Annotated in this window: 12 protein-coding genes and 1 pseudogene; 8 read left to right on the forward strand and 5 right to left on the reverse strand. The window is 69.3% G+C overall.

The genetic code is table 11. The annotated features are described in order from the left end of the window. Positions 1 to 41 precede the first annotated feature (41 nt). Positions 42 to 1523: an FtsX-like permease family protein gene (locus ABZX22_RS35800; RefSeq protein WP_354918325.1), complete on the reverse strand. Its 1482-nt coding sequence runs from the start codon at positions 1521 to 1523 to the stop codon at positions 42 to 44. 92 nt (positions 1524 to 1615) lie between these two features. Here ABZX22_RS35800 and pqqC point away from each other — a divergent pair, with 92 nt between their 5' ends. The 6 genes and pseudogenes from pqqC (at position 1616) to ABZX22_RS35830 (ending at position 7226) form a co-directional block, all read left to right on the forward strand. Further along, the gene (pqqC, locus tag ABZX22_RS35805) at positions 1616 to 2287 is read left to right on the forward strand and encodes a pyrroloquinoline-quinone synthase PqqC (protein ID WP_354918328.1); all 672 of its coding nucleotides are present in this window, start codon (positions 1616 to 1618) and stop codon (positions 2285 to 2287) included. Continuing rightward, the gene (gene pqqD, locus ABZX22_RS35810; protein ID WP_354918330.1) at positions 2284 to 2523 is read left to right on the forward strand and encodes a pyrroloquinoline quinone biosynthesis peptide chaperone PqqD; all 240 of its coding nucleotides are present in this window, start codon (positions 2284 to 2286) and stop codon (positions 2521 to 2523) included. The genes pqqC and pqqD overlap by 4 nt, the downstream gene beginning before the upstream one ends. A gap of 26 nt (positions 2524 to 2549) precedes the next feature. Continuing rightward, positions 2550 to 3008, forward strand: a pseudogene (locus ABZX22_RS35815) (radical SAM protein); the annotation flags it as partial. Positions 3009 to 3270: 262 nt separating this feature from the next. Further along, positions 3271 to 3477, forward strand: a complete 207-nt coding sequence (locus ABZX22_RS35820; RefSeq protein WP_354918333.1) for a hypothetical protein — start codon at positions 3271 to 3273, stop codon at positions 3475 to 3477. Positions 3478 to 3582: 105 nt separating this feature from the next. Beyond that, a complete protein-coding gene (locus ABZX22_RS35825) occupies positions 3583 to 4380 on the forward strand; it encodes a hypothetical protein (RefSeq protein WP_354918336.1) in 798 nt (265 codons plus the stop codon). 392 nt (positions 4381 to 4772) lie between these two features. Beyond that, positions 4773 to 7226 carry a cellulase family glycosylhydrolase gene (locus ABZX22_RS35830; RefSeq protein WP_354918339.1) on the forward strand — a complete coding sequence of 818 codons (2454 nt, stop codon included), beginning with the start codon at positions 4773 to 4775 and terminating at the stop codon, positions 7224 to 7226. Between the two features lie 184 nt (positions 7227 to 7410). Here the strand turns inward: ABZX22_RS35830 and ABZX22_RS35835 are convergent, their stop codons facing one another. Together ABZX22_RS35835 and ABZX22_RS35840 are read right to left on the reverse strand one after the other, a co-directional pair. After that, entirely contained in the window at positions 7411 to 7863 is a 453-nt protein-coding gene (locus tag ABZX22_RS35835; RefSeq protein WP_354918342.1) for a VOC family protein, read from the reverse strand. Further along, entirely contained in the window at positions 7860 to 9272 is a 1413-nt protein-coding gene (locus ABZX22_RS35840; RefSeq protein WP_354918345.1) for a hypothetical protein, read from the reverse strand. Before ABZX22_RS35840 ends, ABZX22_RS35835 begins: the two co-directional genes overlap by 4 nt. A 136-nt stretch (positions 9273 to 9408) precedes the next feature. On the opposite strand from ABZX22_RS35840, the gene ABZX22_RS35845 reads away from it, so the two are divergent. Next, positions 9409 to 10443 carry an Lrp/AsnC family transcriptional regulator gene (locus tag ABZX22_RS35845; RefSeq protein ID WP_354918348.1) on the forward strand — a complete coding sequence of 345 codons (1035 nt, stop codon included), beginning with the start codon at positions 9409 to 9411 and terminating at the stop codon, positions 10441 to 10443. A gap of 192 nt (positions 10444 to 10635) precedes the next feature. On the opposite strand, the gene ABZX22_RS35850 is transcribed toward ABZX22_RS35845, so the two are convergent. Then, the gene (locus ABZX22_RS35850) at positions 10636 to 11952 is read right to left on the reverse strand and encodes a hypothetical protein (protein WP_354918351.1); all 1317 of its coding nucleotides are present in this window, start codon (positions 11950 to 11952) and stop codon (positions 10636 to 10638) included. 338 nt (positions 11953 to 12290) lie between these two features. On the opposite strand from ABZX22_RS35850, the gene ABZX22_RS35855 reads away from it, so the two are divergent. Further along, positions 12291 to 12428 (forward strand): hypothetical protein, encoded by a 138-nt coding sequence (locus tag ABZX22_RS35855; protein ID WP_354918353.1) that lies wholly within the window; start codon positions 12291 to 12293, stop codon positions 12426 to 12428. 652 nt (positions 12429 to 13080) lie between these two features. Here ABZX22_RS35855 and ABZX22_RS35860 read toward each other — a convergent pair. Continuing rightward, entirely contained in the window at positions 13081 to 13803 is a 723-nt protein-coding gene (locus ABZX22_RS35860) for a TetR/AcrR family transcriptional regulator (protein ID WP_354918356.1), read from the reverse strand. Positions 13804 to 13864: the final 61 nt, after the last annotated feature.

A 13864-nucleotide genomic window follows, 5' to 3' on the forward strand; every position in this document is an offset into this window, starting at 1 on the left:
GACGAGGCGGCTGAGCGCGACCGTGGACCCGGTGAGACCGCTCAGGTCGCCGCGCAGCCGTCCAGGTTCATGGTGTCCGGCACGGCCGCCGGGTCGACGCCCTGCGCCGTGGAGACCCTGTACTGGATGCTGTCGCCGTCGGGCCAGGTGAGGATCGCCGAGGTTCGGGCGACCGGGCCGACCGTGCGGACGCCCGGGACGCCGCGGAGCACCCCGGCCAGATCGAATGAGATCCCCGCGCTGTCGGAGGTCACCACGTGGTCGGCGATCACGCCGTCGGCGGCCTGGTCGTGCGCGGTCGCGGCCAGCGTCGTGCCGCTGAAGAGCTGCGCGGACGCCATGGTCACGCCCATGATCAGCGGGGTCGTGGCGGCGCTGAGCCGACGGGCCCTGGCCCGGGAGTTGGCGATGGCGAGGAACCGGGTGACGCCGCCCGGGTGACGGCCGAGCAGCGTCGCGACGCCGCCGAACAACCGCGGTCCGAGCAGGGCGACGGCGACCACCAGGACCAGGGCGGAGCCGGCGGCGCCGTCGATGGCCGATTCACCGGGCAGCACGATCGGCAGAACGATCGCGACGGCCAGGCCCGCGGGCACGAGCAGCAGGCCGAGCGCGAGCCGGAACCAGCCGAGCTTCTTCGGTTCCACGGCCACGTCGCCGAGCGCCTCGACGGCACTGACCTTTGCGGCGCGCCGGGCCGCGAGCCAGCCGCCGAGCCGGGCCGCGAGGACGCAGGTCAGCAGGGCGAACAGCACGGGCAACGGCGTGATCACCAGCGAGAATCCGGACGGCAGCACGCCGGCCGCCGTGAACACGGCGTGCAGCAGCATGGCGAGCAGGACGCCGGGGATGGCGCCGAGCACGGCACCGATCCCGCCGACCAGCACGGTCTCACCGCCGATCATGCGCAGCACCTGCCGAGGCGTGGCACCAACGGCCCGCAGCAGGGCCAGCTCGCGGCGGCGCTGCTGCACCGACAGCGCCAGCGTGCTGGCGACCACTATGATCACGAGAAGGATCAAGGTAGCGCCGAACGCACTGGCCACCTCGATGACGAACGACCGCATCTGCCCGACGTCGAGCGTCTCGACGTCGCTGCGGTCGTCGCCGGTATAGGTGACCACGCCTGGCACAGCCTTCTTGATCCGGTCGGCGAGGTCGCCCGCGTCGGCCCCGTTTGCGGCCAGCACGCCGACTGCGTCGATCTTGCCGGGCTCGCCGTGGAGCCGCGCCGCCTGGTCGTCAGTGAAGAAGACCGCAGACTGCCGGTCGAGCGAGGCGGCGGGCTCGGCGACGCCGCTGACCCGGTACGATCCCGGCGTCGACCCGATCACCAGCGTGACCGTGCCCCCTTCGGCGACCCCGGCACGCTTGGCGAGGCCGGTGTCGAGCACGACGTCGTCGGCCGATTGCGGCTGGGTGCCCGAGCGCAGCGTGAACGGCGCGAGCACCGAGGCGGACCAGCCGTGCCCGTACACGGACGGGCCGTCGAGGACGGAGTTCCCCTTGAGGACGGCACGCACCTGAACAACACCAATCCGCTCGTCGACCCGGGCTCGCCGCTGCACGAGGGCCTGGGCGTCGAGGTGGCGCGAGACGGAATGGTGATCGATCTGTGAACGAGTTCGAGAAGGCGCTGCGCGCCGTACCCGCACGCCGCTACCACCACCTGCACCCGTTCAACCGGCGGATGCACGACGGGCTGCTGTCGAAGGAGGAGCTGCGCGGTTGGATCCTCAACCGGTTCCACTACCAGCGGCACATCCCGATCAAGGACGCGTTGATCCTCGCCAAGCTCGAGGACCCGGCGCTGCGCCGTATCTGGATCCACCGGATCATCGACCAGGACGGTTCCGAGCCCGGCGAGGGCGGCATCGAGCGCTGGCTGCAGCTCGGCGAGGCGGCGGGCATCCCGCGCGCCGACCTGTGGTCCGGCGCCGGCGTCCTGCCCGGCGTACGGCTGGCGGTGGACGGCTACGTGAACCTGTGCCGCACCGGCAGCCCGTTGGAGTGCGTGGCCTCCTCCCTCACCGAGTTGTTCGCGCCCGACCTGATGCGAACCAGGATCGCCGCGTTCGAGAAGCACTACCCCTGGATCGACCCGGAAGGCCTGCATTACTTCCGCGCCCGGGTCGGCCAAGGCCGCCGCGACAGCGGCGAGGCGCTCGCGCTGGTCCTCGACTGGGCTCGTACCGAGGCGGACAGGACGAAAGCGATCAAGGCGCTGGAGTACAAGTGCGAGGTGCTGTGGACGCTGCTCGACGCCGTCGACCGGGCGTACACATGAGCTGGAAGCCCACGCTGGCTCCCGCGGCCCGGCTGCGTCACTGCGACATCCGGCAGGCGGAGCTCCTGATCGTGCCCGAGCGGATCGTGGTGCTGAACGACACGGCGGCCGCCATCGTGCGGCTGTGCGACGGCGCCCGCACGGCTACCGAGATCTCGCGACACTTCCCCCAGGCCGGCCCCGACGACGTCACCGACTTCCTCGACGACCTCCGAGGCCAGGGGTGGCTGCGATGAACGCGACCGTGCCACCGCCCTGGGCCATGCTCGCCGAGGTCACGCACGGGTGCCCGCTGCGCTGCCCGTACTGCTCCAACCCCGCCGAGCTGGTCCGCAGGTCCGCCGAGCTGGACACCGCGGACTGGAGCCGGGTGATGAAGCAGGCGGCTGCGCTCGGCGTGGTCCATGCGCACATCTCCGGCGGCGAGCCGCTGGTCAGACGCGACCTCGCCGAGATCGTCGCCGCAGCGGAAGGGATCTATTGCCAGCTGGTCACCAGCGGCGTCGGGCTGACCGCCGCCCGACTGGCCGAACTGGCCGCGGCCGGGATCGACAGCGTGCAGCTCTCCGTCCAGGCGCATACGGCGGCCGCGTCGGACCGGATCGCCGGAAGCGCGTCGTTCGCGGCCAAGGAACGGGCCGCCGCCGTGGTGAAGGACGCGGGCCTGCCGCTGGGCCTCAACGTCGTGCTGCACCGGCACAACCTGGACACGGTCCACGAGATCATCGAGCTCGGCATCGCCTGGGGCGCGGCCAGGATCCAACTGGCCAACATCCAGTTCTACGGCTGGGGCCTGGTCAACCGGCGAGCCCTGATGCCCAGCCGCGCACAGCTCGCCCGGGGCGCCCGGGTGGTCGAGTCCTGGCGCCACCGTACCGACGTCGAACTCATCTGGGTGGTGCCCGACTACTTCGACGGCGTGGCCAAGCCGTGCATGGGCGGCTGGGGGAGCCATTTCGCTGACAGTGGCGCCGGACGGCCGGGTGCTGCCCTGCCCGGCGGCGTACGGCCTGCCGCTCGACCTGCCCAGCGTGCGCGACCACCAGCTGGAGTGGATCTGGTCCGAGTCGCCTGCCTTCAACGCCTACCGCGGCACGGACTGGATACCCGAGCCGTGCCGTGGCTGCCCACGCAAGACCGAGGACTTCGGCGGGTGCCGTTGCCAGGCAGCAGGGGACGGTAGTCGGTAGCGGCGCGGGGCATGTGGGTGTCCTCCATCGCCGCCCGGCGGGCGAGCCACCTGGGGCCGCCGGCGCCTGATCTGAAACATCTTGAACACGCATGTCGGTGCCACGATGCAGGAGCTGATCGGGCGGCGTTCCTGGCTGACGGTTGTCCGACTGCCGGCCTATGCGCCCCGAGCTGAACCCGATGGAGGGCCTCTGGGCGCACTTGAAGCGATCGCTGGTTCTGCACCTGCGGATACCGGGTGCGACACTTGGCCGGTGGACGAGGGGCCGGGCGTGGCGGTGGGACGGCTTCGGGAGGTGTTCGCCCGCTACCCGCGTCGGGCGGTCCTCGAAGGGTGTCCGCACTGTCGCGGGTCGGTGCTGGTGGATGAGCATGACCTGTTCTCACTGACGATCAGCCTGGGGAACACGGTCGGGACCGACGACGACGTGAAGAGTCTGCTGCCGTTGCTGCTGGAGCGGCTCGTCACGGGAGACGAGCTGTACCCGAGTATGGTCCTGGGCCTGCTGGTCCGGCTGGGCTGGCGAATCTGGCCCGCAGCTGAGCAGGAGGCTGTCGACGGCTACCTCATGGCGGTCTGGCGGTCGCTGTTGGCGAAGTATCCGCCGCAGGTCGGCTCGTTCGGCGAGACGGCCGAATTCCTCAGCGTGGTCGGCGAGTTCACCGACAGCGTGAGCCTGTTCCTCGACGGTTGGGACGCCATTCGCGGACCAGCGGCAGACCGTCATCTCGCCGATCTGGTGACCGGGTGGGTCAGAGGAGTGCATCTGCCCGCCGCGGTCCTCACCTGGCTGCATCGCGACCGGGTCAGAGAGCGCCTGTACAGCGCATTTGAGCGTGATCACGACACGCCGTGGGCCGATGACCTGGCGCGAGCTTACGACTTGCTCGCCTGGCAATGAGCAGACCGGGACCTGGGATGCCGCACAGCGTCGGCCCCATCGGCACCCTGATCCATGTGAGGCAAGAAGGATCTTACAACTTGCCTCAACAGTGGTCGGGTGTCCAGGAGGGATTTCACCTCTCGGTCCCCCGTACCAGCATTCCTGGGTTGTCCAGACATGTCGGTCATCGCGAAAACCTGCCCGCGGACGCGATGACTTCCAGAGCGCTGTGGCGACCTGCTGTGAGAGAGGCGCTGTCCCGCAAGATGAGCGACATCGCCGTCGTCTACGGGCGGCGGTTCACCGCGACCAAGGCTGAGCGGGCCACGAGCGGGTTCGGCTGGTCTTCCGCACTGTTGTGAATCTGACTCTTCATTTGTGAACAATGCTCATGTATGGTCGCCGACACTATGAGGAACCGCTGGTTGTCGCCGATCGCCGTCGCCGTGCTGGCCGCCGTCATCGTCCTGGGAGCGGCGTTCGACCCGTCAGGGCTGGCCGCGCCGTACACCTGGACAGGAGCCGACCTGCTACCCGTCGCCGGGCTCTGGCAGGTGGCCGCGCCGGCCGTCTACGTGCCGCTGCTGCTGGCGGGGGTCGGGGTTCTGGCGTGGGCGGTCGCGCGCGGGCGTACCCCGCTGCGTACGGCGCTGCTGGTGTGGGGCGCGGTGGTGTGGTCGGCTATGGCGGCCAAGCTGCTGATGTCGCTGGTCATGGCCTTCGGCGATGTGGTCTACCTGACGTGGTCAACCGGTTTCACCGGCGTCAAGGCGGCGGTCTTCGGCCTGCCGGTCCTGGCAGCCACCTGGCTCACCCAGCTCCTACGCCGCCTCCCCACCCCACCCCCTTCGATCTCGACCTCCCCGCCGCCCCCAGTGTCGGGCGCTGGACCCGCTGCGGCCTCGGGGTCGTTCTTACCACCGGCTTGGGGACCGGGGTGGGTGGCGGCTGGGGTGGCCGTGGTCTTGGGCGCGTCGGTCGGCGGGGCGTGGTGGGGCGGCTCACCCGTCGGGTACGCCATCGGCGACTCCCCGCTGGCCCCCGCGCCCGAGGCGGGACCACTGGGCTGCCTCGCCGCCGTCACCCTGCTGGGCGTGATGACCTGGGCACTGAACCGCTGGCTCAGTGCCACCACCTCGCCGCGAGCCGTCGTGGCCGGGATCTCCGCGCTGGGAGCGGCCGCGACGCTGGGCGTGGTCGAGGTGGCCATCGGGCTCCCCGGCGACCTGGCGGGCGGCGACACGTTCTGGGCACCGGCGATCATGCTCCGCCTCGCCCCCGCGCTCTCCTTCGGCGCCCTCCTCGCCCTCGCAACCGCAGCCATCGTCGCCCTCCTCCCCGCGCGAAGAACCGTCCTTCTCCCGGCGCGTAAGGGCGTCGCCTCTTCTGCGCCGATACGGATGGCGGCTGTCGTGGCTGCGGCGGCGCTCGCCGTACCGCTCCTGCAGCCCGGCACCACCACCTCGCAGCCACCACGCACCAAGGGCCTGACGCTCTCAGCAGACCGCAGGATCGTCGACGCCGACGGCAACGAGGTGCTACTGCGCGGCGTGAACGTCAACCAGCTCGAAGACTACTTCCAGAAATTTCCGGACCGGGCGGTGACGCGACCGCTCACCGAGGCCGACTTCGCCGGCATGGAGCAGATGGGCTTCAACGTCATCCGCCTCGCCGTGTCCTGGTCAGCCCTGGAACCCCAGCCCGGCCACTACGACCCGGCCTACCTCGCCAGGATCTCCTGGGCCGTCGAGACCGCAGCCAAGCATGGCCTGCGCACGGTCATCGACATGCACCAGGACGCCTGGGGCAAGGGCGTCAACGCCGCCCCCGGCACCACCTGCGAGAACGGTTCCCCGATGCACGGCTGGGACGGCGCCCCCACCTGGGCCGACCGCTTCGACGGCGCCCCCAAGTGCGAGTTCACCGGACGCGATATCTCTCCGGCCGTCGCCCGCGCCTTCACCAACTTCTACCAGGACAGGGACGGCATCCAGACCCGCCTGGTCGCCGCCTGGGGCATGCTGGCGGAGCGGTTCGCGAACGAGCCGATGGTCGCCGGATACGACCTGCTGAACGAGCCCGGCTTCGGCGAGGCCCCGCCGATCACCTCCGGCGTCCTGCTCGGCCGCTACTACGACCGAGCGATCAAGGCCATCAGGGCGGGCGAGAAGCGCGGCTTCCCGCACCTGGTCTTCTTCGAGCCGTCCGTGCTCTGGTCAGGTCTCGGCTTCGAGGCCTCGGTGCCCAAGGACTTCACCGACGACCGGCTGCTCGTCTTCGCCCCCCACCTCTACAACGAGTCGATCACCATCGACCAGGGCACCGGCCTCACGATCACGAGCATCGAGCGCGGCTTCGACCTGGCGAGCCGGGCGGCGGCGTACTACGGTGCCGGGCTCTGGTCGGGTGAGTGGGGTTGGTTCGGCGACCCCGCCTCCGCCCCGATCACGAGATACACCGACCAGGAGGATCGGCACCGCATCGGCGGTGCGTTCTGGGTCTGGAAACAGTCCTGCGGCGACGCCCACGCCGGAGCCGAGTCCAAGACCGGCGGCAACCTCATGATCGAGGACTGTGTCACCGGGAAGGACCTGCCCCCGCCTCCTGAATACGTTGCCGAGCTCTCGCGCCCCTACCCCCGCTCCGCCCCCGGCCGCCTGACCGGCCTCACGTCGGACCAGGCGAGCCTCACCGCCCAGGGCGAAGGCAACGGGTGCGGCCTCGACGTCTGGTTCCCCGGCAGCGTCCGGCCGGTCGTCCGCAGTACCGGAGTAACGGGCGTCGCCGCCCGGCGGGCACCGGGCGGCTGGCGCATCACCGGCTGCACCCGGGGTGCCTACACCCTGGCCGCACACCGTCAGTGAGCCGGTCTTGAGTACCTCGAACCAGGTGTGTCGTAGTGGCCGGAGTCGGCCGGCTGGAGGTTTCGCGACCGGGCGGTGTGCCGACCTGGGCCAGGGCGTGTCCCAGGATGAAGACGGCCTGCGCGGGGGCGTGCGGCGTCGGGAACCGTACGGCCTCCGCCATGATCGACAGGCCGCGCCGGTCCTATCGCCCGGCGGCGAACTGGATCAGTTCGACCACGTGGCGGTCGGGGTCGAGCACGTACACGAGCCGCGCGCCGTCCCAGTGCCCGTGTCCTGACACCGTGACCGGCTCCTCGGTGAGCGGGTGGACCCCGGCCTCGGCCAGGCGCGCGAGCAGCCCGTCGAGGTCCTGGACGCCCATGGCGACGTGCCCGCCTCCCACACTGCTGACCGGCGGCGCGACCGACGGCGCGCTCTTGGGCCTGCGGTACTCCAGCAGCTCGATCATCTGCCCCCGGCCCGCGTCGAGCATGGCGAAGGCGAGCCAGGCGTCCTCGATGCCCGCGGCGCGGGCCTGCGCCTCGCCTTGGTCGAGCAGCGGCATGCCGAGCAGGTCGTGGTAGAAGGCGAGCGAGGCCGCCAGGTCGGCGCAGGTGAGCCCGGCGTGGTCGAGTACGGGCGTGGTGATGGTCATCGGGCGGCTCCGGTGAAGGTGTGGTGGAGGTGGTCGGGGAGGGTGTCGCGCGCGAGCAGGTCCTCGATGCTCTCGGCCCGCCGTACCAGGTGGGCCTGCGTGCCGTTCACCAGCACGGTCGCGGGGCGGGGCAGCAGGTTGAGGTTGCTCGCGTTCGCGTCGTTGTAGGCGCCGGTGAAGCAGAAGGCCAGCAGGTCACCCGCGCTCATGGCGGGCAGCGTGGCGGTGCGCGCGAGCACGTCGGACATGCAGGAGCGGCCGACGACCCGTACTTCGACCGCGGTCCCGGTCTCCGGTAGCCGTACAGGGGTCACCGGCGGGCGGCCGGCCTGGTGGGGAATCTCGGAGAGGAACATCTGCGTGGTGTCCGTCTCATACCAGGTGAAGGGGAAGGGTTGGGTCTGGCGCTTCACGTTGAGCAGGGTAGCCACGTGGATGCCGCACGGCCCGAACAGCGCGCGGCCCGGCTCGACCTCCAGGGTACGGCCCTCGACGCCGATGCCGCCCGACGCCAGGCCCTTGGTCAGGTTTTCGCAGACGACCTCGGCGTAGCGCTCGATCGACGGCGGGACAGGGGGGACGAAGCTCGGGTTCGCCCGGCCGAACCCGTCGACCTGCGGCGCGAATCCGCCGCCGACGTCGATGGTGTCCGGCGTCCAGCCGCCCCACAGCTCCGACACCTCGGCGGTCAGCTCGCCGAACCGCCTGCTGAACCCGCCGATGACCGACAGGTCGGTGGTGTAGCGGCCCATGTGCATCATCACGCCGGTGACCCGCAGTTCCGGCGCGGACAGCGCGCGACCGGCCTCAGCCAGGTCGTCGTGGGGGACGCCCGACTTGTAGGTGCCGTAGATGTCGGCGATCGACACGCCGAAGGCGTCCATGCGGGCGTCGGTCTCGTAGTAGGGCCGCAGCCGTATCCGCAGGTTGGCCTGCTTGCCGACGGCGCGGGCCGCCGCCACCGAGAGTTCGATCTCCCGCACGTCGTCGATGGTGACGCGGGCGCCGAGTGCCACGGCGCGCTCGATCGTGGCCCGGTCCTTGCTGGTGCCGTTGAGCGAGATCAGGGCGGGGTCGGTCCCGGCACGGACCGCGACCTCCAGTTCGCCCGCGCCGACCAGGTCGGCGCCCATGCCCTCCTGCGCGAGCACGCGCTGGAGCGCGAGGACAGGGTTGGCCTTGACCGCGGGCAGCACCACGACCTTTCCCCGGGGCCAGGCCCGCTCGAACGCGGCGCGGATGCGGCGCGCCTGCCGTCGCAGGGTGGACTCGGACAGCACGAACAGCGGTGCGGAGAACCGCTCGACCAGGGCGTCCACTGGCACGTCCTCGATCAGCAGGCGGCCGGACTCGCGGCGGAGCATGCCGTCCGACAGCGCTACCGCAGCGGCGTCATAGGATTCGCTCATGACCGCAAAATAGTTGATGTGATGCTTGCGGACAACTGTTTTTCACAGCCTCACGCGACAAGTAATACTATTTCCGCTGATCCGGCGGGTCGGGGGTCGCGTGGCGGACAGGCGACGGTCATGCTTCGATTGCGGGGTGACCGATGCCCTCCACGACAGCCGCGAACCGCAGGATTCGCCCGCGCTGGACGAGATCGACCGGCGGATCATCGCCGAGCTGCAGGACGACGGCAGGCGGACCTACGGGCGGATCGCCGAGGCGGTCGGGCTCACCGAGGCGCCGACCCGGCAGCGGGTGGCCCGCCTGACCAGATCCCGACTGATCGAGATCGTGGCCATCACCAACCCCGGTGCTTTCGGCTTCCGGCTGCGGGTCGCGGTCGGGTTGCGCTGCGAGGGCGACCTCGACGCCATCGCGGCCACGATCAGCGAGGTGGACGAGGTCGACTGGCTGGTCGCCACCGCGGGCCGCTACGATCTGATCGCCGAGCTCCGCTGCGTGGACGAGCAGCACCTGTACGGCCTGCTCGCCGAGCGCATCCGCACGGTCCCCGGGGTGCGCGACATCGAGACCCTCCTGTATCTCAACCTGTTCAAGGCCTCCTACTCCTGGCCCCCCGGCTCGGGCAGACGGGTGCCGGACGAGCCTGCCGGCGCCCGGCGATGCCCGCCGGTCCTGCCTGCGCTGACCGACAGCGGCGAGGAGGTGACGCTGGACGCGGCCGACCGGCGGATCGTCGCCGAATTGCAGGAGGACGGGCGGCGGACCTACGGGCGGATCGCCGAGGCGGTCGGGCTCAGCCTCGCGCCGACCAGGCAGCGGGTGGCGCGCCTGATCGACACGGGCGTCATCAAGATCGCGGCCATTATCAACCCGAGGAAGGTGGGCTTCCTGCACCGCGCCGCCATCGGCCTGCGTTGCGAGGGCGACCTGGACGTGATCGCCGCGGCGATCACGCAGGTCGACGAGGTCGAGTGGCTGATGGCCACCGCGGGAGGCTTCGATCTGATGGCGGAGGTCAGCCACCTGGACGCGGAGCATCTGCATCGGCTGGTGTCCGACCGCATCCGTACGGTGCCCGGCGTGCGCGCGGTCGAGATCATGGTCTTCCTGTCCATCTTCAAGGTCAGGTATCCGTGGCCGCCGGGGATGACACGGGTCTACCCGTAGCCGGCGGGGCCATAGGGGCCTTCAGCGCCCCTCGGCGCACCAGCAGGGAGCGCCGCGTCGGTGTTCCGATGTGCCGACCAGGCCGACGCGGCGCTGGAGTCCAGCCTGCAGTTGGGCCTGGAGGGCATCGTGGGCTCGGTGTGCCCGCCGGGCAGGGGCGGCTGGAGTACGTGGGGCACGTCGGCACGGGGTTCACCGACCGGGTGCGCCTTCGGTGTAGATCGTGGCCATGCCCTGCTCATCGATGACGCAATGTTCGTCGAGAGCCTTGCGCTCGAGTCGGCCGCGTAGGTCGCTCTGGTCACCCGCGATGCACAACTCGGCTCGTAGCGGAGGCGCGCCGTAGTACGGGCCGTTGTCGCCGGGGCAGTCGAATACAGCGGGGTTGGGATTTTCGCAGCTGCTTCCCGGTGGAGGCTTGCGCTTGTCTTCGGGGTGCCCGAAACCCGCGACATGCATCATCTCGTGAATGAGAGTCTGGGAGATCTCCGCATCACCCTTCGGGAAAAGAAGTTGAAAGTTGACTTTCACCTCTGTGCTCCCCGGGGGATGGGCGCCGAGCGTCCCGGGCTTGTCGAGCGTCGTGTGATGAATGGAGAAATCGTAGGCCCGGAGGAGATTCTTCTTCTCCTCCGCCGACAGGTTGTCACATCCTGCGATACGTCTCAGCGCGAACCTGTGTCGGTCGATCAACCTGTTCCGGTTCGCCTCGGAGATGTCGTTCGCGAAAGTAAAGTGCAGGAGGCGGAAGTTCATCGGGAAAGCCGGGCCAACGGTGTTGCCGATGACGTTATGGCCCCATACGTCACCGTCACCCCTGAAGACGATGAGACGGTTGACACTCGGCGCCACGAACCTGTCCATGGCACCGTTGATCGCGACCTTCGCTCCGTCGAGCTTGAAGCCTGGTCCGATGGTGTTGTTGATGACGCCACCCGGATCGACCTCATGGCACCAAACGTCGCCGCTTTCCGTGATGACGAACATGCGGGAGCCCAGCGTGGCCACGAACCTGTCGACGGGGCCGTTGAAGGCGACCTTCGCTCCCCCGCACTTGATGCCCGGTTTGATGGTTCTACCGGTGATCTCATGACTCCAGACGTCGCCGCTTTCTGTGATGACGAACATACGGTTGTCATTCTTGAGGCCACTTGTGACCACGAACCTGTCTACGGGGCCGTTGAAGGCGACCCTCGCTCCGTCGAACTTGAAGCCTGGCCCGATGGTCCTGCCGGCGATCTCATGGCCCCAGACGTCGCCGCTTTCCGTAATGACGAAGATGCGGTCGTCCTTCGTGACCACGAACCGGTCGACGGGGCCGTTGAAGGCGACCTTGGCTCCGTCGAACTTGAAGCCCGGCCCGATGGCGTTGCCTTGGAGATCATGACCCCAGACGTCGCCGCTTTCCGTGATGACGATGATCTGTCCGCCGAGTCCGATGTCATGCACGACCACGAACCTGTCCACGGGACCGTTGAATGCGACGGGGTTGGGTGCAGTCAGAGACATGATCGATAACCCTTTGCAGGACCCACGGGAAAGCACGCCCATTCTGGACTTACCGTCTGACGCCGTTCATTTCCAAACCGCAAGGCTACGCCATTCAAGCGAAACCAGCGCATACCAATCCTAGCGCGCCAGGGTCGACAGAAAACAAGAAAGTGGATTCCTCAATCTCCGAAAGACGGCTGAATATACAGCTAAACAAATGGCCACTAAACCTCGATCTGTCAAGATCTTCCTGCGCAGACCGTGGCCCACAGCGGATCAAGCACCTGATCGGCAGTCATCAGGCGCGGCGGAAGGAGCCGGGGTTCCGGCTCTGCTTCGGCAACCCGGAGTTCGACGTGGCCACGCACGCCGCTCTCGACGACGGTGAGGATGCCTGGCCGCGCCTGCGCGACGCCCTCGTCCACTGGCGGCCGCTGCATGAGGACCATCTCGCGCCGATCGCCCTGCTGGCCGACCCCGGGCCGCCCGCCTGATCACGCCGGAGCGCGGACGCGAACTCCTGGCCATGAAACGGGGCTGAACGCAGGTCAGCCGCTACGCACGCACCAGAGATGCGGGACTCCACAGCGGCGACGCCACCCGGCGGCCGGCCAGTTCCTGCCTGGGCACCGTGAGACCGCGGGTGGCCTGGGCACTCAGCCGGTGAGGCGCGGAGCTCCATGGGTTCTGGCGCACTCACTGCTCACTGGGGATGGAGAAGGTGCCGGATCACGGGCGGCGCTGGCGGGCGTCGTCAACGGAAGGAGCGATGCGACGGGCCGAGACCCGCACATGGAACGTTCCCACCTGGGCGTTAGTGGCCGTTCAACGTCGTTACACCCGAGAAGGACCGCATGCGCGATCGATCGGGTCATGGCCGAGCAGTGCCAGCCGATCAGGGCCTTTCCGCTGTGCCCTGAAGGTGGCACGGACGTGTGGGGCGACTTGAGATCCCGCGCGGCGAACCCCCCAGGCCGCGGTCCACATGACCCGCGTGACGTACCGCTGGCTCGGCAATGTCGGCACCGCCAGCGCCTATCTCGCAGCCGTTCACGGTCCGCTGCTGCGCAACAGCATCTCTAGAGGGCTGACCGCTACGGCAGACGCCTTCGTGCCCGGCGCGCGGGGCGTTGCCGGAGGAGCCGTTCAGGCCACGTGCAGGTTTGGACTCCGCGTGAGGCCGAGGAGGCCGAGCAGATCGTCCATCATGTGCTCGAACAGCGGCAGAGGGTCCTCGAAGGCGAATTTGTGGTGTCCGTAGACGGCCATGCAGAGCAGCCCGTAGATCTGCCGCCAGCAGATGACCATGAGCAGCACGACCCCGATCGGGAACTCCAGGCCGACGGTTGTGCGGTAGGTGCGCAACTGCGCCGCCAGGACGGGGTCGATGTCCTCGTCGGCGAGGCAGGTCAGCTGCCCTTCGTGCCACAGCTGTGCAAACAGCCGCCCGAACAGGCCGCCCAGCTCGCGCGCGATGACTATCGGGATGCCCTCCTCTGACGCGGCGACCTTGGGGAAGCCGGCGCCCATGAGCAGGTCGAACTCGACCTTGTTGGCCAGCGACCAGTCGAGCACGGCCCGGGTGCCGGCGTGCAGCCGGGCGCTGATGTCGTCGGGGTCCTGGCGATGCACGGCCCGGGCGACAGTGTCCATGAACTCCGCGGTGACGTCGTCGTAGACGGCGCGGACGAGGCCTGCCCTGCCGTTGAAGTAACGGTAGAGGGCGGGGGGCGTCACTCCGACACTGCGCGCCACGGCGGCGACGGTGAGGCCCTCGACGCCCTCCTCCGCGGCGATCCTCCGGGCCACGACCTTGGCGTCGCGTTCGAGCTCGGCCCGCATTCGTTCCCGTCGCGTCAACGCTGTCACTCGCCTATCTTCTCCGGTCTCGCCGGCTGTGGCCACTTGCGGTGAAGAGGCAACACATGGT

The organism is Nonomuraea sp. NPDC003804, from assembly GCF_040610675.1.
In the GTDB taxonomy this organism is placed as follows: domain Bacteria; phylum Actinomycetota; class Actinomycetes; order Streptosporangiales; family Streptosporangiaceae; genus Nonomuraea.